This is a genomic window from Lysobacter soli, assembly GCF_003382285.1.
Taxonomy (GTDB): Bacteria; Pseudomonadota; Gammaproteobacteria; order Xanthomonadales; family Xanthomonadaceae; genus Lysobacter_J; species Lysobacter_J soli.
Genome location: NZ_QTJR01000001.1, coordinates 266,938 through 285,001, shown reverse-complemented (window position 1 = coordinate 285,001; position 18,064 = coordinate 266,938). Strand labels below are relative to the sequence as shown.

Below are 18,064 nucleotides of genomic sequence, written 5' to 3'. Positions count from 1 at the left end.
CGCATGCGAACGCGCGGCGTCGACGTCGCGCGTGCGAAACTGCGGCGATCAAGAAGGACGCATACCGTGATCCGAATCCTCCTCGTCGCCTGCCTCGCACTGCTCGGCGCCTGCGTTGCGCATCCCGCCACGACCACCGCGCCCCCCGCGGCCACCAGCGACTCGGCCCGGTGGGAACCGGACATCGCCGCGTTCGAACAGGCCGACAGCGTCGTGCGACGCCGGCCGGGCGGCGTGGTCTTCGTCGGTTCGTCCTCGATCCGGCTGTGGGATTCGATTCCCGACGACTTCCCTGGCGTGCCGATCATCAACCGCGGGTTCGGTGGCTCGCGCGTGCGCGATTCGACGTACTACGCCGATCGCATCGTCACGCCGTACTCGCCCAGTGCGATCGTGTTCTACGCCGGCGACAACGATTTGTACGAAGGCCGCACGCCGAAGCAGGTTCGCGACGACTTCGCCGCGTTCGTCGGCAAGGTGCGCAAGCAACTGCCGCGCACGCGCATTGCGTTCGTGTCGATCAAGCCCAGCCCGTCGCGTGCCGCGCTGCTGCCGCAGATCCGCGAGGCCAATGCGCTCGTGCGCGAGTTCGCGCAGCAATCCCAAGGCGTGGATTACCTCGACGTCTTCCTGCCGATGCTCGATGCGCAGGGCCAGCCGCGCGAGGAACTGTTCGTCGCCGATCGCCTGCACATGAACGCGAGCGGCTACGCGATCTGGGCCGGCGTCGTGCGGCCGTGGCTGGCGGCGCAGCCCACGCCGTGAGCATTCGGCACGCCATTGCGACGCTGCTCGCCGGCGCGCTGCTGGCGCTGCTGGCAACGTCGGCGGCCGCCGCACCGCCGCCGCAGGCGCAGCGCGAGATCGAACAACTGATCGACGCGCTCGGCCGCTCAGGGTGCGACTTCCAGCGCAACGGTTCGTGGTATCCGGCCACCGAGGCGCAGGCGCACCTTCGCCGCAAGTACGACTACCTGCGAAAGCGCGACCTTGTCGCCACCGCCGAGCAGTTCATCGAGCGCGCGGGCACGCAGAGCAGCATGAGCGGCAAGGCCTACGCCGTGCGATGCCCGGGGCAGGGAACGGTACCGTCGGCGAAATGGCTCGGCGCGAAGCTCTCGCAATTCCGTCACGCGACACCCTGACGGCCGGCGCTAGACTCGCGCGCGTCGGCCGGCCTGGCCTTGCGAGCACGCGCCATGAACGTCACCCGCACGCTTACCCGCTCCCGCCACGATCGCATGATCGCCGGCGTGCTCGGCGGCATCGCCCGAAGATTCGGCTGGAATTCGACGCTCACACGCGTGCTGTTCGTGTTGGTGTCGATCGCCTCGGCGGCGTTTCCGGGCGCGCTGGTCTACCTGATCCTCTGGCTGCTGATTCCCGAAGGCGACTGATGCGGGCGTCTCGCGTGTCGTTCGCGATGCGCTAGGCTTCGCGCATGCCGATGCTTCGACGATTCGCGATCGCGCTGGGCGCGCTGTGGACGCTGCCGAACACGTTGGTCGGCCTGATGCTGGGCGCGGTCGGGCTCGCTTTCGGTTCGCACGCGCACTGGCGCTCACGCGAGCTGGCGCTGGTGTTTCACCGGTGGCCGTGGGGGCCGGGCGGGGCCATCACGTTCGGCAACGTGATCCTGCATACCGGCGACGACCTGGATTCGCCCTGCGTGACTTATGCGCATCGCGCGGGGCACCGCGAGGAAGCGCCAATCGTCCTGGCGGACCACGAACGCGCGCACGTGTATCAGTACCTCGCGCTCGGGCCGCTGTTCCTGCCGCTGTATCTGCTGTCGGGCGGAATCAGCGTGCGCAACCGTTTTGAACGCGCGGCCGATCGCTATGCGAGCACGGGACGCGGCTGGTGGCCATGGTCGGCCTCGTAGCGACGTCTTATTTGAACGAAATCAGCTGGCCCTCGCTCTTCCACGCCGCGAAACCGCCGGCGAGCGGGCGAACGCGCTTGAAGCCGCGCTTGTTGAGCGCGCGCGCGAGCACGGCAGCAGAGGCTTCGTTCGGGCAATCGCAGTAGACGATCACTTCCTCGCGCGGCATCAGGGGCGCTTCGGCGACGGTCTGCACGAAGACCGAGCCTGGAATCCAGCCGGTTTGCGCGCGCTGCGGCTCCGATCGCACATCGAGGATGAGCGGCGGCGATTCGCCGTCCATCAGCGCACGCAGCTCGGCCGGCGTGATCCGTGCCATGCGCAACTGGCGCTGGAACATGCGGCGGCGCCACAGCTTCCACAGCACGAAGGCGGCGATCAGCGCGAGCACGACCGGAATCGTCATGCGGCCGAGCGTTTCGAGGCGATCGAGAACGTCGTTCACCGCTTCGTGGAAGATCGCGCCCAGGGCCACCGCGAGGCCGGCCCACAGCACGGCGCCGATGCCGTCGTACAGGAGGAAGCGGGTGGGTCGCGTGCCGGTTTCGCCGGCCAGCGTCGTCGCCACGGCCGCGAAGCCGGGGATGAACTTGGCGACGATCAGCGAAGGCGGACCCCATCGCCCGTAGATGCCGCGCGTCATCAGCACGCAAGAGTCCGGCGAAAGCGACAGGCGGCACATCAATCGCAGCAGCTTCGCGCCGAGCCGCCGCCCGCCTACATACCAGAGCCAGTCCGCAAGGACGGCCGCGAGAGCGGCCACCGCGACGATCGGCCACACGCTGCGCCCCTGGTTGGTCGCGAGCGCGGCGGTGAGGATGATCGGCGGATACGCCGGCACGGGAATGCCGCCCTGGTCCAGCAACACGCTGACGAAGACGACGAGCAGGCCGTAGACGGCGATGAGGTGGAGGAGGGTGTCCATGCGGCCGCGGGGGCCTTGGCGCGCGGGGGCGATGTCGCAATGGTAGGCCCGTGGCCGGGCACCGGGTAGCGCATTCCGTGCATTGCTGCGTGTCGCCGGTGCGGCCTTGCGCCGGCGGTCCGGGGGGGACGTCAGCCGATGTCGAAGCTCGCCCGGGTGCGGCCGAGGCGCAGTCCGTTGGGACCGAAGCTCTGTTCGACGAACGTCACGCGTGCCTCCTCGATCAACACGATGGAACTGCAGCGCGTGCCGTAGCGCTCGCCGCGCACGAACGGCGGCGACAGCAGGCGTTCCAGCGGCAGGCCGACGCCGGTGTCGGGCAGGGTGTCGTCGGGGGACGGCGTGGTGTCGGCCAAGGCATCGAACAGCGGCGCAAGGGCTTCGTCGCCGGCCTGGCCATCGAGGGCGGCGGCGCTCGCGAGCCAGTGCTCCAGGGCCCGCGTCGCATGGCCGCTCTTGGGCCAGGGCGCATCGAAATCCCCGTTCGACATGGCGTGAAGACCGGGCGTCACGTCGTACGTCCGGAACTGCGGGTAATTGCTGGCGAACGCGAGTCGGCGGCCATCGAAGGCCAGCATGTTGAAACGGCCGAACCCGGCCGCTTCGGGAGCGAGGCCGGCCAACGCATCGACGCTGCCGTCGTCAGCCACGAACTCCCGCACTAGCGCGCCGCGCGAGCGGGGCATGGGGCCCTCCGCGGCGCCCGCTCGTACGTTCGTGACGGCGGCAAGCCGGCCGCGGGTGGACGCCATCAGCCAACTCCCGCCCGCGAGCAGATCGCGCCCGCCATAGAGCGCCGGATCGACCGGGTCCACGCCGGCGGGCGCGGCCGGCCGGTCGTGCGCTTCGTCGCGGTTGGCGATCAGCGCCAGCCGGTAGCGTGGATGCTGCTTCCACGAAAGGGCAATCAGGCACATGCGTGTATGTAGGCAGGAGGAATGGAAGTTGCGTTCAGCTGGGGCGGCGGGACCGTTGTAGGGATAGTCCTACAAAGCAGCGCAGCCCTCGCTGACTGTGGCGCCGCGAAAACCTTGGCAGCCTATGAACCCTGTCCCCGCACGTCCATTCCGGACGCCCCCGTCGGGAGGAGCCCTCCGATGTACCGCGTCGAACTATCGCGCCATGACGGCGGCGTCCTGCAGCAGCAGATCGCCGAAGCCAGCGCCGATTACGCCAGTGCCGAAGCCGCGCTGGCCGCGGTGCTGCCCAAGGCAAAACGTTGCGCGGAGCGGAGCAGCCAGGCGCTGTGGCTGCGCATCTACGACGAGCGTTCCCGGGTGGTGTTCGGTACGCTCCTGCCCTGAGCAGCGACGCCTCTAGCGTCGCCCACCGTCTCCCTCGGAGCACGACATGGGCAAGAAGGAGTTCGAAGCCTCCATCGCCAGCGGCGGCCACCACCGCCTCGCGCAGATGATCGGCGAATGGGAAGGCACGTTCCGGCTCTGGTTCCAGCCCGACCACGTCGCCTGCGAAGCGCCGCAACGCGGCACGATCCGCGGAATCCTCGACGGCCGTTTCCTGCTGCACGAATACCGCAGCCGTTTCGGCGACGAGCCGATCGAAGGGGTCGCCATCTACGGCCTGCACCTGGACGACAACGCCTACGAATCGGCGTGGGTCGAAAGCTTCGGTACCGGCACCAGCATCATGTTCTCGGCGGGACCGGCCGCATCGGAGCACTTCAACGTGCTCGGCAGCTACGGCGACGGCCAGGGCGGCCCGCGCTGGGACTGGCGGACGGAAATCGAACAGCCCGATCCCGACCAGCTCGTCATCACCATGACGAACATCTCGCCGCAGGGCGAGGCGGCGAGGGCGGTCGAAGTGCGGTATCGGCGCGTGGCGAACACCGGCCTGTAATCTAGGGATTTCAGGCGCCGGCGGGCCGCAATTTCAGCGCCAGTCCATTCGCAGCGATCGCGAACGAGTCCGCATCGATGCGATCGACCGCCGCGCCGTCGCTCAGATGATACGAACGCAACCCTTCCACCACGCGTCGCTCTCCCGCGCCGCGCGTTTCGATCAGCGTGCGCCGCACATGGATCGTGTAACGGTTGCCGGCTTCGTCGTACGCGCTGAAGGTGTCATTGGGCATCATCCACTCCCCGTTGTGGTGCGGCGCATACGATCGGCGCTGGTTGTCTCCTGGCGTGAGACTGTGCGGCGATCACTTCGCACACGAAGGCGGCGCGGACGCGACAAACAAAAAACCCGCGATCGCTCGCGGGTTTCTGTCTGGTGCCGGAAGTGGGACTCGAACCCACACGCTTTTAAGGGCGGCGGATTTTGAGTCCGCTGCGTCTACCGATTCCGCCATTCCGGCGCGGCCGTGCAGTATAGCCGAGGGGCCGGCTCGCGGTGCAGCGTTACAGGCTCAGGCCGCCGTAGCGGGCCATCGCGGCAGCCAGGACGAAGATCGCCGCCAGCAGGATGAGTTCGAAGCGGACGATCGCACGCATGCGGGCGGTCTCGGCGGCATCGGGTAGGAAGATCGGGTTGGCGGCCAGCGCCTTGCGCCAGCGCAGGAAACGCATCGTCGGCAGGATCGAGAGCAGGCCTACCAGCACGAACGCGCCCATCTTCGCGTGGAACCACGGGTTGTGCAGGTAGAAGTCATGGCCCTTGATGCCGAAGGCGACACGCGCGATGCCCACCGCGATCAGCGCCATGGCGGTCATCCCGTAGCCCATGTCGATACCGGCCAGGCGTTGGAGCGACACGCGGTCCAGCGTGCTGCGCAGCAGGACCGATTCGGCGACCAGCATCGAAACCAGGCCGAAGACAAGCAGGTGGTGGAGCGAAGCGAGTACGAAGTCGATCAGCACGTGGCGCGCTCCTGGCGATGAATGCGGCCCACGCTAATGCCGCCGCGGGACGGCGGCCAGATGCCGAAGGTCAGTAATGTGACGGCCGGCGCTGCCGGCAGGGTTCAGGCGGCTTCGTCGGTGCGCAGCGTCTTGGCGACGCGCGAGAACCACTCGCCCTGGTCCGGGACGAACGTCGCGCAGGATTCCATCGCCGCCTTGTAGATGTGCAACGACACCGCAACGGCATCCGGGCTGACGTTCCGGATCGTGTGGTACTCATGCGGCGGAATCAGGCTGCCCGCGCTGCCCGGACCGGCATGCATGCCACCCGCGGCGCGGAAGCGGTAACGATCGCCCTCGCGTTCGAGCAGCTCGTACTGCGTGATCTCCAGTTCGCCATCCCACACGCCTTCCACGCACCACAAGCCACAGTGGTCGTGCACCGGCGTGCCCTGGCCCGGGCCCCAGGTCATCGCGACGACGCTGTAGCCAAGCTCCGGGCTTCGGTAGAGCTCGCGGCGCGCGTAGTGGTCGGCGATGGGCTCGTGGACGCAGGCCGGCAGCTGCACGTCGCGGTCGCGGATCATGCCGCACAGCGTGCTGCGCAGCGCGGAAGTCACGGCATGTTCGTCGCCGCTCGACACCGCGGCATCGATGGCGGCGACCAGCTTTTCGTGGCCGGGAAAGTGCAGGTCGGGCAGCGCGTCGTGGGCGTTCATGGCGGCGATTCTACCGCGCGGCGCGCTGGGCCTTTCTTGCGCTGCGTCAATCCGCGCGGGGTTGCCAGGCGAAAGCAGGGCGCTTGAGCCGGCCTAGAGGGTGTTCAGGAAGCCCTCGACCGCCGGTCCGAAACGCGCGATGTCCACCAGGAACGCGTCATGGCCCTGCGGCGACGGCAGCGGCAGGAAGGTGGCCTCGGCACCGCCGGCGCGCAGGCCTTCGGCGATTTCTTCCTGCTGCTGCAGCGGGAACAGGATGTCGGTGTGCACGCCGATCGCCAGCGCCTTGCCGATGCGGATGCTCGCCAGGCCCGCGCGCGTGTCGGCTTCGCCGTTCTGGCGTGTCGCGCAGTATTCCCCGATGTCGAACCAGTCCATCGACCGGCTGAGGTACAGGTAGCAATTGGGATCGAACCGTCGCACGAACCGTCGCGCGTGGCCTTCCAGGTAGCTTTCGACTTCGAACTCCAGACCGAAGGGATCTTCGTCGGCGCGGTCGGAATCCAGCCTAACGCGACCGAAGCGGCCGTCCCATTCCAGCGCGGAGCGATAGGTGATGACGCCCAGCTTGCGCGCCATGCGCATGCCCGACTCGGGGTAGTGCGCATCGTCGTACTGACCGTGGTTCCAGTTCGGATCCAGGCGGATCGCCTCACGCTGCAGCGAACGGATCGCGATCGAGAAGGGCAACGCTTTCGCCGCGCCGGAGATGTTGATGTGATGTTGCGCCAAGCCGGGATGACGAAGCAGGAACGCCAGCGCCGTCATCCCGCCCATCGAGTTGCCGATGAGGCACGCGATGCGATCCAGGCCCAGTCCGCGCACGAGATGCGCGGCGGCATCGGCGCCGTCTTCGACCGAAAGATCCGGGAAATCCAGGCGATACAGCGCGCCCGTCAGCGGGTTGATCGACGCCGGGCCGGTGGAACCCTTGCAGCTTCCGAGCGAGTTCGCGCAGATCACGAACCAGCGGTTCGTGTCGATGGGCTTGCCCGGGCCGAGCATCGCTTCCCACCAGCCCGGCTCCGGGTTGGCTTCATTGCTCGCGGCGTGTGCGTCGGGCGAAAGGCCGGTGACGATCAGCACCGCATTGTCGCGCGCGGCGTTGAGCGTGCCCCAGGTTTCGTATGCGACGCGGGCGCCGTGCAGTTCGCCGCCGCGTTTCATCGGGAACGGGGAGGGAAGGTCGAACCAGCGCGTGCCGGGCGGGATGAATTCGGTCATGGCGCAAGCTTAATCGCCCCGGTGGCGATAGGGCATCACGGTTGTGATTGCGGGCATGTCAGAAAGTACGGCTACGTGCCGTCGTCCATCCGTCCGCGGCCCCTTAGGGCCGAGCGGAATCGATCACCAGTTCGATCGCGCCGGACGCCTTCGACGGCTTCGCTTTCGCTTCCAGATCGCCCGATTTCGGCATCGCATCGCCGCTGGCGGAGATGCGCGCGAGCACGTCGACCGCCTCGAGCTGCGACAGCTTCATCGTCGGCATCGGGCTGTCGCCGTCGTCGAGCACGACCTCACGCGGGAAGCCGGCGGCGGGGAGCTTCTCGACCGCCACCGGCATCGGCGGGCCACCGGCCTGGCGCGCGATGACGAACAGCGTCGCGTTCGGCGGGATCTTCGCGGCGAGTTCCGGCGCGACCGACACCTTCACCTTCAGCCCGCCCTGTGCAGGCGTTTGGGCTGCAGCCGTGGCCGCTGGCAGCGGCGACAGCCCGGCTTCGGCACGCGCTGCGTCGATCTGCGCGCGCAGCGGCGCCGCAGCTGCGGCGTCGACGACGGAAAGCAGCGGCTCCCACGTCCGCGCCGCTTCAGCCGGCTGCGATGCCTGTCGTTGCGCGATGCCGAGGAACCAGCGCGCGCGCTGGTGCATCGGTTGGAGTTCGATCGCGTGGCGCAACATCGCGACGCCTTCGGCGTCGAAGCGGCGTTCCGGCGCGGCGAGGGCGCGCATCTCGGCACCTTCGGCCAGCAGGTCCGGATCGTCCGGCGCGAGCTTGAGCGCGCGGGCCAGCGCGTCGGACGCCTTCGCGGCATTGCCCTGCGCGATGTAGGCGCGGGCAAGCAGGCGCCAGCCCTCGACCTGGTTGGGATCGCGCTGCAGCTCGCCTTCGAGCTTTACGATGGCGTCTTCCAGCGTGCGCGGCATCTCGCGCTGCGCCGGGTCAAGCGCGGCTGGCGTGCCGATCGCGAAGTAGGTCGTCGCGGTGGCGAGCGTCAGCCCGGCGATCACCGCGATGCCGGCCACGCGGCGCGTGCGCCACAACGGTCGCAGCACGTACGCCAGCGTCAGCACGGCCAGCACGAGGCCGGCGATCACGAAACCCCACATCGCACCGCCCATCACCACTCCTGCTCTTCGTTGCGATCAGCCGTGCGTTCGTTGTCGGCCTGTGCGGACGGACGCGAGCGGCGTCGCAACGCGCCAACCACGATGAGGCCGCCGGCCAGCAGCACCAGCGCGGGGCCGAACCACAGCAGCCACGTCTTGCTCTCGACCTGCGGGCGGTACAGCACGAACTCGCCGTAACGCGCCACGAGGAAATCCTTGATCTCCTCGTCGCTCTTGCCCTTGCGCATCAGTTCGAGCACTTCTCGGCGAAGGTCCACCGCGATCTGCGCATTGGAATCGGCCAGCGACTGGTTCTGGCACATCACGCAACGCAGCTCGCTTACCAGCGCATGGAAGCGCGTTTCCTCGGCGGTGTCGGCGAAACGCAACGGCGTGGCGTCCGTGGCGACCTGCGCGAATGCGGGGGTGCCCGACAGCATCAGCGCGAAGGCCAGCAGCAGCGCGCGCATCACAGCGGCTTGCCCTGTCCGGCTTGCGCGTCGATCTGCGCAAGCTTGGGCAGCAGTTCGTTCGCGATCACCTCGTCGGTGAGCGGGCCGACGTACTTCCAGCGGATGATGCCGCCGCCATCGACGAGGAAGGTTTCCGGCGCGCCGTAGATGCCCCAGTCGATCGCGGCCTTGCCGTCGTAGTCGGTGAGGACCATCAGGTACGGATTGCCGAACTGCTCGAGCCAGCGCAAGGCGTCGGCGTGTTCGTCCTTCCAGTTGAAACCGATCACGCGCAGGCGCTTGGTTTCGGCGAAGCGCGTGAGCACGGGATGTTCGTCGCGACATGCCGGGCACCAGCTGCCCCACACGTTCAGCAGGTACGGTGCGCCGCGCAGGTCCTTGTCGGTGACCAGGCGCCCGGCTTCGTGCAGCACCGGCAGGCGGAAGGCGGGCGCAGGCTTGCCGATCAGCGGCGAGGGCAGGGCATCGCGGTTGGGATTGCGGCTGAGCAGCACGCCGGCGAAGAGCAGCACGCCAAGTGCGGCGACGATCGCCAGCGGAATCCAGCGCATCGTGGATTTGCGCGGTGCGCTGTCGGGCGTATCGCTCATCGTGCGGGCTCCGGAGTCGGTTCGGTCGCGGTGATGGTCGGACTGCGCGCTTCGGCCACGCGGCGGAAACGCCGATCCGTCGCCGTCACGAACCCGCCCAGCATCATCAGCAGCGCGCCGGCCCAGATCCAGCGCACGAACGGCTTGATGTGCACGCGCAGCGCCCACGCATCGTTGCCAAGCGGCTCGCCCAGCGCGACGTAGAGGTCACGCGTGACGCCGCGCGCGATCGCGGCTTCGGTCATTACCTGGCCGCCGCTCGCGTAGGCGCGCTTTTCGGGATGCATGACGGTAAGCGGTCGGCCGTTCTCGAAGACGGTGACGGTGCCGCGGTCGGCTTCGTAGTTCGGTCCCTGCGAATGCGTTGCGCCGTCGAAGCGGAACGAATAACGGCCCAGTTCGACCGTTTGCCCCGGCGCGACGGCGAGCTCGCGCTGCGTCGTCAGGCCTTCGGTCAACAGCGCTCCGACGAGGAACACCGCGACGCCGAAATGCGCGAGCGTCATGCCGAGCATTTCGGCGGTGAAGCGCTGGCCGGTGGTCTGGCTACGCACGCGCGTCCACACGAAGCGCGCCGTGCCGAACAGCACCCACGCCGCACCGAGCACGCCGGCGGCGACCTTCACAGGGCCCTGCGGCGCCATGAAATACGCGATCGCGCCGAGCACGACCGCGAGACCGGCCCACGGCATCAGCATCGCCATCGGCTTGGACGGCTGTTCGCGCTGCCAGCGCGTGATCGGGCCGAACGGCAGCAGCAGCACCAGCGGCGCCATCAGCAGCACGAACATCAGCGCGAAGTAGGGCGGGCCTACGGAAATCTTGCCCAGTTCGAGCGCGTCGGCGAGCAGCGGATAGAGCGTGCCGAGCAGCACCATCGCGCAGGCGGTCGACAGCAGCAGGTTGTTGGCCAGCAGCAGCGTTTCGCGCGAGAACAATTCGAACGGCTTGCCGGCATCGTCCGACGAAGGCGCCTTCAGCGCGTACAGCAGCAGCGATCCGCCGACGACGATGCCCAGGAAGATCAGGATGAACAGTCCGCGCGCCGGGTCGGCCGCGAACGCATGCACGCTGGTCAGCACGCCCGAACGCACCAGGAACGTGCCCAGCAGCGAGAGCGAGAACGTGGCGATCGCCAGCAGCAGCGTCCACCCGCGGAAGCTGCCGCGCTTTTCGGTCACCGCCTGCGAATGCAGCAGCGCCGCGCCGGCGAGCCACGGCATGAAGCTCGCGTTCTCGACCGGATCCCAGAACCACCAGCCGCCCCAGCCGAGTTCGTAATACGCCCACCACGAACCCAGTGCGATGCCGAGCGTCAGGAACGCCCAGGCGACGTTCGTCCACGGACGCGTCCAGCGCAGCCAGCGCGCATCGACCTTGCCGTCGAGCAATGCGGCGATGGCGAATGCGAACGGCACCGCGAAGCCTACGTAGCCCAGGTACAGCATCGGCGGATGGATGATCATCCCCGGGTCCTGCAGCAGCGGGTTGAGGTCGCGACCTTCCGCCGCTGCGGGCAGCAGCCGCAGGAATGGATTGCTGGTGAAGATCAGGAACGCGAGAAAGCCCGCGCTTACCAGGCCCATGACGCCGAGCACGCGTGCGATGACGGTGTCGGGCAGGCTGCGCGAGAAGCGCGCGACAGCTCCGGTCCACGCGGCCAGGATCAGCGCCCACAGCAGCAGCGAGCCTTCGTGCGCGCCCCACACCGCGGTGTAGCGGTACATTAGCGGCAGCAGCGAATTGCTGTTCTCGGCGACGTACTGCAGCGAGAAATCCTGCCTCACGAAACCGTGCGTGAGGATGACGAACGCGAACGCCACCAGCGCCAGTTGCGCGTAGGCGGCGGGACGCGCGACGGCCATCCACGGTGCGACGCCGCGCTGCGCGCCGGCCAGCGGCAACGCCGCCTGCAGCACCGACACCAGCAGCGCGAGGATCAGCGCGACCTGCCCGATCTCGCCCAGCACTTACTTGGCTTCCTTCGCCGCGCCGGCGGCGGGCGCGTTGACGTCGTGCTTCCTGTGCGCCATGCCCATCTTGTCGGCGACTTCCTTGGGCATGTAGTTCTCGTCGTGCTTGGCGAGGATTTCCTCGGCCACGAACACGTCGCCCTGCATGCGGCCGGTGGCGACGACGGCCTGCTTCTCGCGGAACAGGTCGGGAAGGATGCCGGTGTACTTCACCGGCATCTGCGCGTCGCCGTCGGTGACGCGGAAAGTGGCATCGAGCGAGCCCGGCGCGCGCTTGAACGAATCGGCCGCGACCATGCCGCCGAGGCGGAAACGCGCCTGTTCGCCGGCTTCGCCGCGCAGCACTTCGCTGGGCGTGTAGAGGTAGGCGATGTTGCGCTGCAGGGCCATCGCGACGAGCGTGGTGGCGATGCCGGCGGCCACGACCAGGGCGATGACCCAGAGCAGGCGTCGGCGACGGACGGGATTCATGCGGAAAGCACTCTCGAGCGGAATACGGCTAGCGGGTCAGTTCGGCGTCGCGGCCCGGGCGCGCGGCGTCGCGCGCGGCACGCAGGCGTGCGCCGCGCAACTCGCGACGGATCTGCAGCTTCGTGCTGACGAAGTCCCAGCCCAGCACGATGACGAACACCGCGTAGGCGGCGATCACGTAGTTCTGATAGCTCATGCGCGGCGACCTCCGGCCAGGTCGGCGACCCACGCCTTGCCGCTTTCGCGGCGCAGGTTGTCGGCGCGCGCGCGCGACAGCAGCGCGCCGGCGAACCACAGCTTGGTGCCGATGACCATCCAGATGAGCGGGCCGTACATCGACGGATCCATCTTCGATTCGCCGAAAACCTGGATCGTCTGGCCCTGGTGCAGCGAGTTCCACCACACCACCGAATAGCGGATGACCGGCAGCAGCGCGACGCCGACGATCGCCAGCAGTCCCGCGGCGCGCGCGGCGGCGCGGCGGTCGTCGATCGCGTTGTACAGGCCGATCACGCCCAGGTAGAGGAACAGCAGGATCAGTTCCGTCGTCAGACGCGGGTCCCAGTCCCACCACGTGCCCCACATCGGCTTGCCCCAGATCGAACCGGTGAGCAGGGTGATGAGGGTGAAGGCGGCGCCGATCGGCGCGCAGGCCATGGCGAGGATCTCGCACAGCTTGATGCGCCACACCAGCGCGATGGCCGCGTAAACCGCCATGAGGCCGAAGACGGCCATGCTCATCCAGGCGCTGGGCACGTGGATGTAGAGGATGCGGAAGCTGTCGCCCTGCTGGTAGTCGGCCGGCACCTGGAACAGCGCGCCGTACAGGCCCCAGGCCATCACCAGCAGGCCGAGGCCGTAGCCCCAGGGCGCCCAGCGAGCGGCGAAGCGATCGAAGTACGGCGGCGATCCGAGTTTATGGAACCAGCGGATGATCGGATTCATCAGTTTCTCAGCCGGTCCGGTGGTGCGACCGGACGGTGGCGGTTGCGGCGGATTGTCGCGTTGGCCGGGACGTCGGCCCTTGATCTGGCTCAAAGCTCCCTGCGCCGTCCATCGTCCGTCGAACTCAACTCAGTGCGATGCGGATCGCGGCGGCGGCGGCCAGCGGGGCCACGACCAACGCCACCGCCAGCCCGGCTCCGAGCAGCAGCAGCGCCCCGGTCGGATCCAGCCCCTGCGCCGAGGCAGCCACGCTGCCCGCGCCGAACACCAGCACCGGCACGTACAACGGCAGCGCCAGCAAGGCCACGAGTATACCGGAGCGCCGCATCCCGACCGTCAGGGCCGCGACCACCGCGCCGATGAGGCTCAGCAGCGGCGTGCCCAGCGCGAGCGAGATCATGAGCACCGGCAACTGCTCGCCCGGCAGGTACAGCAGTTCGCCCAGGAACGGCGCGGCGATGAGCAGCGGCAAGGCAGTCGTCGCCCAGTGGATGAATGTGCGCACGCCGACCAGCCATGCCAGCGGCACCGGCGCCAGCATCCACTGTTCGAGCGAGCCGTCCTCCGCATCGCCGCGGAACAGCGTGTCCAGCGAGAGCAGGCCGGCCAGCAGCATCGACACCCACAGCACGGCGGACGCAACCTTCGACAGCGCCGCCTTCTCCGCGCCCAGCGCCAGGGCGAACAACGTGACCACGAGCAGCGCGAACAGGGCAGGCTGCAGCGCATCGCCGCGACGGCGCCACAGCAGGCGGGCGTCGCGGGCGAGCAGGGCGCGCGCGGCGCCGACGAGGCTGGGCGAGGTCGAGGGCGTCATGCGGCGGCCGCCTTGTTCAGCACCAGCATGCGCGTGCGCACCGGCGGGGCGGCGTAGGCGCCGTGGGTGGTGACCAGGGCCGCACCGCCGTCGCGCAGGTGCGCCTGGACCATGCGGTTCACCAGTTCGATGCCTTCCAGGTCGAGGTTCGCGTAGGGCTCGTCGAGCAGCCACAGCGGCGCCGGCGACATCCACAGCCGGGCGAGTGACAGGCGCTTCTTCTGCCCGGCCGAGAGCTGGCGGGCAAGGGCGTCCTCGTAGCCGGCCAGGCCGACGATCGCCAGGGCGTTCTCCGGCAGCTGCGCGCGACGCCGGCCCTGCAGGCCGCACAGGAAATCGAGGTTCTCCATCGCGGTCAGGTCGGCCTTCAGGCCGGGCAGATGGCTGAGATAGGCAATGGCCCGGGCGCGGCGGGCGTGCCCGGCGGGCTCGCCGTCCAGGTCGATCTCGCCCCCGTCCGAGCGGAGCAGCCCGGCGAGCACGCGCAGCAACGTCGTCTTGCCGGCGCCGTTGTCGCCCTGCACGAGCAGCGCTTCGCCGGCATCGACGCTGAAATCCAGCGGGCCGAACACCGGTTCGTCGTTGCGCGCGAAGCGCAGGCCGCGGGCGGCCAGCAGCGGCGGGGCGGGGCGGTCGTGGGGCGTCATCGGGAAAGCCGGGGCGGGCGGCGCCGCGAGGGCGGCCATTCTATTCGGTTCGCGAAAGCCGCCGCTTGCCGGCGTCGGGCGGCGGCGCGGCCCTGGCGTTCGCGGTCAGGCCGGCAACCAGTCGGTGTGGGCGACCGCGGCGCCCGCCGGGGGCGATGCGAGCATCCGCAGGCGCACCGGCTCGCTGGCGGCCCAGTCCAGCACGCCGGCCTGGCCGAATTCCTCCGCGAGCCTCAGCACGGTGCTCGCGTCGAGGTCGGCGACGAGCCAGCCCGGCTCGCGCCAGCGGCCGGCGACGTCCTGCGCCCAGGCCGGATGCCGCGTGGCGCCCAGCGTCTCCAGCTGCGCGACCAGCAGCGCGTCGGCGGCTTCGTTTGCCGTGTCCGAACGCGGCTGCGACGCCGGATTCCACGCGGTGATGAAGGTATAGCGCGACGCCGGGGCGTACGCCTCAAGGTCCAGCGCCGGCTCGCCCACGCGCAGCGGGAAGGCGTCGCCGTCGAGCACCACCACGTACTCCGCGGCGGCGTAGGTGCTGGCAAGCTCGGCGGCGTCGACGATCTGCAGTTCACGCATGGGGCAAGTGTCCACACCGCACCTGACCGGTGCAATCGACGGGCGGTGACGCCGGCCACGGCCGGGAGATGCGCAGATGAGCGTTCGTCATGACGCCGCCGTGCCCGCGTCCTTACACTTGGCGGTCCGCAACCCCACGTCGAGCTTCCCCCGCGATGACCCTGCAAACCAAGCTGCCGAAGGTCGGCACGACCATCTTCACCGTCATGTCGCAGCTCGCGATGGAGCACGACGCGGTCAACCTCGGCCAGGGATTCCCGGACTTCAACGTGCCCGAGCGCCTGATCGAAGCGCTCGACCGCGCGATGCGCGAGGGCAAGAACCAGTACGCGCCGATGACCGGTGTGCCGGCGCTGCGGCAGGCGATCGCAGCCAAGACCGAGCGCTGCTACGGCCACCGTCCGGACGCGGACTCGGAAGTCACCGTCGTTTCGGGCGCGAGCGAGGCGATCTTCGACGCCGTCGCCGCCGTGGTGCGCCCGGGCGAGGAGGTCATCGTGCTCGATCCCTGCTACGACTCCTACGAGCCGGCGATCGACCTGGCCGGCGGTCGCGCGGTGCACGTGCCGCTGGATCCTGCGACCTTCGCGCCGGACTGGCAGGCGATCCGCGCCGCGGTGACGCCGAAGACGCGCCTGCTGATGATCAACTCGCCGCACAACCCGTCGGGCGCGATGTTCACCGCGGACGACATCGCGCAGCTCACGGCGCTGCTTCGCGATACGAACATCTGGCTGCTCTCGGACGAGGTGTACGAGCACATCGTGTTCGACGGTCGCCACCACGAGTCCGTGCTGCGCTATCCGGAACTGCGCGAGCGCGCGTTCGTCGTGTCCAGCTTCGGCAAGACGTACCACTGCACGGGCTGGAAGGTCGGTTACTGCATCGCGCCGCCGCTGCTGTCGGCCGAGCTGCGCAAGGTCCACCAGTACAACACCTTCTGCACCTTCGCCCCGGCGCAGTGGGCGTTCGCGGAGATGATCGAAGCCGAACCCGAACACTACGAACAGCTCGGCGCGTTCTACCAGTCCAAGCGCGACCGCTTCCGCGAACAGCTGCTCACCACGCGCCTGAAGCCGCTGCCGGTGCCGGGTGGCTACTTCCAGCTCGTGGATTATTCCGACGTGAGCGATCTGGACGATGCCGCCTTCTGCCGCTGGCTGACGACGGAGAAGGGCGTCGCCGCGATCCCGTTGTCGCCGTTCTACGAATCGCCGCCGTGGGGCCAGCGCCTGGCGCGATTGTGCTTCGCGAAGAACGAAGCGACGCTGGACAAGGCGATCGAGCGATTGCAGAAGCTCTGACGTGAACCCCACAAACACACGGGCATTGCAATGAACGACCTCCGCGTCACCCTCGTCCAAGGCGACACCCGCTGGCACGATCCGGCCGGCAATCGCGATTACTACGGTGGACTGATCGCGCCGCTACGCGGCACGACGGACCTGGTGATCCTGCCGGAAACCTTTACCAGCGGATTCTCGAACGACGCCATCGGCAACGCCGAAACGATGGCGGGCGCCACGGTCGAATGGATCCGCGAACAGGCCGCGCGCCTGGACGCGGCGGTGACCGGCAGCGTGCAGTTGCGCGACGGTGAAGGCGTCTACAACCGCTTGCTGTTCGCCACGCCCGACGGTGCGTTGAGCACGTACGACAAGCGCCATCTGTTCCGTTACGCGCGCGAACACGAACGCTACGCGGCTGGTCGCGATCGCCTCACGCTCGACTGGCGCGGCTGGCGCATCTGTCCGCTGGTCTGCTACGACCTGCGTTTCCCCGTGTTCTCGCGCAACCGCTTCGACGTGGAGCGCGCCGGCCAGCTCGATTTCGACCTGATGATCTTCGTCGCGAACTGGCCGTCGGCGCGCGCGTACCCGTGGAAGACGCTGCTGCGCGCGCGGGCGATCGAGAACCTGTGCTACGTCGCCGCGGTGAACCGCGTCGGCACCGACGGCAACGGCCTGCATTACGCCGGCGATAGCGCGGTGATCGACTACGTCGGCCAGCCGGTGACCGAATGCGCCGACGTCGAAACCGTGGTCACCGTGACGCTGTCCGCGGCCGAACTGGCGGCGCATCGCGAGCGTTTCCCCGCGATGCTGGATGCGGATGCGTTCGAGTTGTTGTGAGCCGTGATTCGGGATTCCCGATTCGGCAAGTGGCGTCCGAGCGCGTGAGGAAGCGAAGCCCGCCAGCCGTCGGGTTTCTGCCCTTGCGAATTGCGAATCAGCAATCACGGCTTTTCGCCGTCCGCCCGTAACGGGCGTACACTGGCCGGGCCGCGCCTCGCGTCACGCGTGAAGCCGCCCTTCGCGGCCTGCGGCAGTTCTGAAACCATCGACAACGACCGAGCCCCGCGCCGCCCCGTGCGCCGCGTCGCGCCCGGCCTCCGTAGAAGGAGCCCGTGCCATGTCGTCCGAAACCCTGTCCCCGCGCCTCCAGGAATTCCTCAGTTCCAATCGCGTCCATTACGACACGATGACGCACCCGCATGCGTTCACCGCACGCGACACCGCGGCCAGCGCCCACATCGACAGCCACGAGATGCTGAAGACCGTCATGGTGCGGCTCGACGGAAAGCTCGCGATGGCCGTGCTTCCGTCGGACGAATGGCTCGACCTCGCGCAGCTGCGCAAGGCCAGCGGCGCACGCGAGGTCGCGTTGGCGACCGAAGCCGATTTCAAGGATCGCTTCCCCGAATGCGAAGTCGGCGCGATGCCACCGTTCGGCAACCTCTACGCGATGGAGGTGTACGCCGCGGCCAGCCTCGCCGATGACGACGACATCGCCTTCAACGCGGGTACGCATCGCGAGCTGATGCGCATGGGCTGGCACGACTTCGAACGCCTCGTGCATCCGCGCATGGTCGAGCTGGCGCGCCACTAACCGCATCGCGCGTGC

Annotated in this window: 25 protein-coding genes and 1 tRNA gene; 9 read left to right on the top strand and 17 right to left on the bottom strand. The window is 68.6% G+C overall.

Annotated elements, in window-relative coordinates:
* Positions 1-3 precede the first annotated feature (3 nt).
* From DX912_RS01230 to DX912_RS01215, 4 genes are read left to right on the top strand one after another with little or no spacing between them, the layout of a single operon-like run.
* Positions 4-765 (top strand): SGNH/GDSL hydrolase family protein, encoded by a 762-nt coding sequence (locus DX912_RS01230; RefSeq protein WP_115840636.1) that lies wholly within the window; start codon positions 4-6, stop codon positions 763-765.
* A 2-nt stretch (positions 766-767) separates the two neighbouring features.
* Positions 768-1,145 (top strand): YfeK family protein, encoded by a 378-nt coding sequence (locus tag DX912_RS01225; RefSeq protein ID WP_233433451.1) that lies wholly within the window; start codon positions 768-770, stop codon positions 1,143-1,145.
* Positions 1,146-1,199: 54 nt separating this feature from the next.
* A complete protein-coding gene (locus DX912_RS01220) occupies positions 1,200-1,397 on the top strand; it encodes a PspC domain-containing protein (RefSeq protein WP_115840635.1) in 198 nt (65 codons plus the stop codon).
* A 50-nt stretch (positions 1,398-1,447) separates the two neighbouring features.
* A complete protein-coding gene (locus DX912_RS01215; protein WP_115841008.1) occupies positions 1,448-1,885 on the top strand; it encodes a hypothetical protein in 438 nt (145 codons plus the stop codon).
* Positions 1,886-1,892: 7 nt separating this feature from the next.
* Here the strand turns inward: DX912_RS01215 and DX912_RS01210 are convergent, their stop codons facing one another.
* Positions 1,893-2,810 carry a rhodanese-like domain-containing protein gene (locus DX912_RS01210; protein WP_115840634.1) on the bottom strand — a complete coding sequence of 306 codons (918 nt, stop codon included), beginning with the start codon at positions 2,808-2,810 and terminating at the stop codon, positions 1,893-1,895.
* A gap of 131 nt (positions 2,811-2,941) precedes the next feature.
* Positions 2,942-3,727: an NRDE family protein gene (locus DX912_RS01205; RefSeq protein ID WP_115840633.1), complete on the bottom strand. Its 786-nt coding sequence runs from the start codon at positions 3,725-3,727 to the stop codon at positions 2,942-2,944.
* Between the two features lie 180 nt (positions 3,728-3,907).
* On the opposite strand from DX912_RS01205, the gene DX912_RS01200 reads away from it, so the two are divergent.
* The gene (locus tag DX912_RS01200; protein WP_115840632.1) at positions 3,908-4,114 is read left to right on the top strand and encodes a hypothetical protein; all 207 of its coding nucleotides are present in this window, start codon (positions 3,908-3,910) and stop codon (positions 4,112-4,114) included.
* 46 nt (positions 4,115-4,160) lie between these two features.
* The gene (locus DX912_RS01195; RefSeq protein WP_115840631.1) at positions 4,161-4,670 is read left to right on the top strand and encodes a DUF1579 domain-containing protein; all 510 of its coding nucleotides are present in this window, start codon (positions 4,161-4,163) and stop codon (positions 4,668-4,670) included.
* Positions 4,671-4,680: 10 nt separating this feature from the next.
* Here DX912_RS01195 and DX912_RS01190 read toward each other — a convergent pair whose 3' ends face one another.
* The 15 genes from DX912_RS01190 to DX912_RS01120 all read right to left on the bottom strand — a co-directional run bounded on the left by DX912_RS01190 (position 4,681) and on the right by DX912_RS01120 (position 15,160).
* On the bottom strand, positions 4,681-4,905 hold the full coding sequence (locus DX912_RS01190; RefSeq protein WP_147298534.1) for a hypothetical protein: 225 nt from the start codon (positions 4,903-4,905) through the stop codon (positions 4,681-4,683).
* Positions 4,906-5,046: 141 nt separating this feature from the next.
* Positions 5,047-5,133: transfer RNA gene (locus tag DX912_RS01185), tRNA-Leu, on the bottom strand.
* Positions 5,134-5,176: 43 nt separating this feature from the next.
* Complete coding sequence (locus DX912_RS01180; RefSeq protein WP_220340743.1) at positions 5,177-5,635, bottom strand: DUF2214 family protein; 459 nt, start codon at positions 5,633-5,635, stop codon at positions 5,177-5,179.
* Between the two features lie 104 nt (positions 5,636-5,739).
* Entirely contained in the window at positions 5,740-6,336 is a 597-nt protein-coding gene (locus DX912_RS01175; RefSeq protein ID WP_232338552.1) for a cysteine dioxygenase family protein, read from the bottom strand.
* 93 nt (positions 6,337-6,429) lie between these two features.
* Positions 6,430-7,560 carry a homoserine O-acetyltransferase MetX gene (metX, locus tag DX912_RS01170; RefSeq protein WP_115840629.1) on the bottom strand — a complete coding sequence of 377 codons (1,131 nt, stop codon included), beginning with the start codon at positions 7,558-7,560 and terminating at the stop codon, positions 6,430-6,432.
* 103 nt (positions 7,561-7,663) lie between these two features.
* Positions 7,664-8,680 carry a tetratricopeptide repeat protein gene (locus DX912_RS01165; protein ID WP_233433432.1) on the bottom strand — a complete coding sequence of 339 codons (1,017 nt, stop codon included), beginning with the start codon at positions 8,678-8,680 and terminating at the stop codon, positions 7,664-7,666.
* A complete protein-coding gene (locus tag DX912_RS01160; RefSeq protein ID WP_425477870.1) occupies positions 8,680-9,141 on the bottom strand; it encodes a cytochrome c-type biogenesis protein in 462 nt (153 codons plus the stop codon). The genes DX912_RS01165 and DX912_RS01160 overlap by 1 nt, the downstream gene beginning before the upstream one ends.
* Entirely contained in the window at positions 9,138-9,731 is a 594-nt protein-coding gene (locus DX912_RS01155) for a DsbE family thiol:disulfide interchange protein (RefSeq protein WP_115840627.1), read from the bottom strand. The genes DX912_RS01160 and DX912_RS01155 overlap by 4 nt, the downstream gene beginning before the upstream one ends.
* Positions 9,728-11,701, bottom strand: a complete 1,974-nt coding sequence (locus tag DX912_RS01150; RefSeq protein WP_115840626.1) for a heme lyase CcmF/NrfE family subunit — start codon at positions 11,699-11,701, stop codon at positions 9,728-9,730. The genes DX912_RS01155 and DX912_RS01150 overlap by 4 nt, the downstream gene beginning before the upstream one ends.
* A complete protein-coding gene (gene ccmE, locus DX912_RS01145; protein ID WP_115840625.1) occupies positions 11,702-12,175 on the bottom strand; it encodes a cytochrome c maturation protein CcmE in 474 nt (157 codons plus the stop codon).
* Between the two features lie 28 nt (positions 12,176-12,203).
* Positions 12,204-12,371: a heme exporter protein CcmD gene (gene ccmD, locus DX912_RS01140; RefSeq protein WP_115840624.1), complete on the bottom strand. Its 168-nt coding sequence runs from the start codon at positions 12,369-12,371 to the stop codon at positions 12,204-12,206.
* Positions 12,368-13,120 carry a heme ABC transporter permease CcmC gene (ccmC, locus tag DX912_RS01135; RefSeq protein ID WP_115841004.1) on the bottom strand — a complete coding sequence of 251 codons (753 nt, stop codon included), beginning with the start codon at positions 13,118-13,120 and terminating at the stop codon, positions 12,368-12,370. Before ccmC ends, ccmD begins: the two co-directional genes overlap by 4 nt.
* Before the next feature lie 124 nt (positions 13,121-13,244).
* Positions 13,245-13,937, bottom strand: a complete 693-nt coding sequence (ccmB, locus tag DX912_RS01130) for a heme exporter protein CcmB (RefSeq protein WP_115840623.1) — start codon at positions 13,935-13,937, stop codon at positions 13,245-13,247.
* Positions 13,934-14,584, bottom strand: a complete 651-nt coding sequence (ccmA, locus tag DX912_RS01125; RefSeq protein WP_115840622.1) for a heme ABC exporter ATP-binding protein CcmA — start codon at positions 14,582-14,584, stop codon at positions 13,934-13,936. The genes ccmB and ccmA overlap by 4 nt, the downstream gene beginning before the upstream one ends.
* Before the next feature lie 105 nt (positions 14,585-14,689).
* A complete protein-coding gene (locus DX912_RS01120; protein ID WP_115840621.1) occupies positions 14,690-15,160 on the bottom strand; it encodes a DUF3293 domain-containing protein in 471 nt (156 codons plus the stop codon).
* Between the two features lie 155 nt (positions 15,161-15,315).
* On the opposite strand from DX912_RS01120, the gene DX912_RS01115 reads away from it, so the two are divergent.
* From DX912_RS01115 to DX912_RS01105, 3 genes are all read left to right on the top strand, one after another.
* Positions 15,316-16,464, top strand: coding sequence for a pyridoxal phosphate-dependent aminotransferase (locus tag DX912_RS01115; RefSeq protein ID WP_115840620.1), 1,149 nt, complete (start codon positions 15,316-15,318; stop codon positions 16,462-16,464).
* Positions 16,465-16,494: 30 nt separating this feature from the next.
* Positions 16,495-17,292, top strand: a complete 798-nt coding sequence (locus tag DX912_RS01110; RefSeq protein ID WP_115840619.1) for an amidohydrolase — start codon at positions 16,495-16,497, stop codon at positions 17,290-17,292.
* Positions 17,293-17,572: 280 nt separating this feature from the next.
* Positions 17,573-18,049: an aminoacyl-tRNA deacylase gene (locus DX912_RS01105; protein WP_115840618.1), complete on the top strand. Its 477-nt coding sequence runs from the start codon at positions 17,573-17,575 to the stop codon at positions 18,047-18,049.
* Positions 18,050-18,064 lie beyond the last annotated feature (15 nt).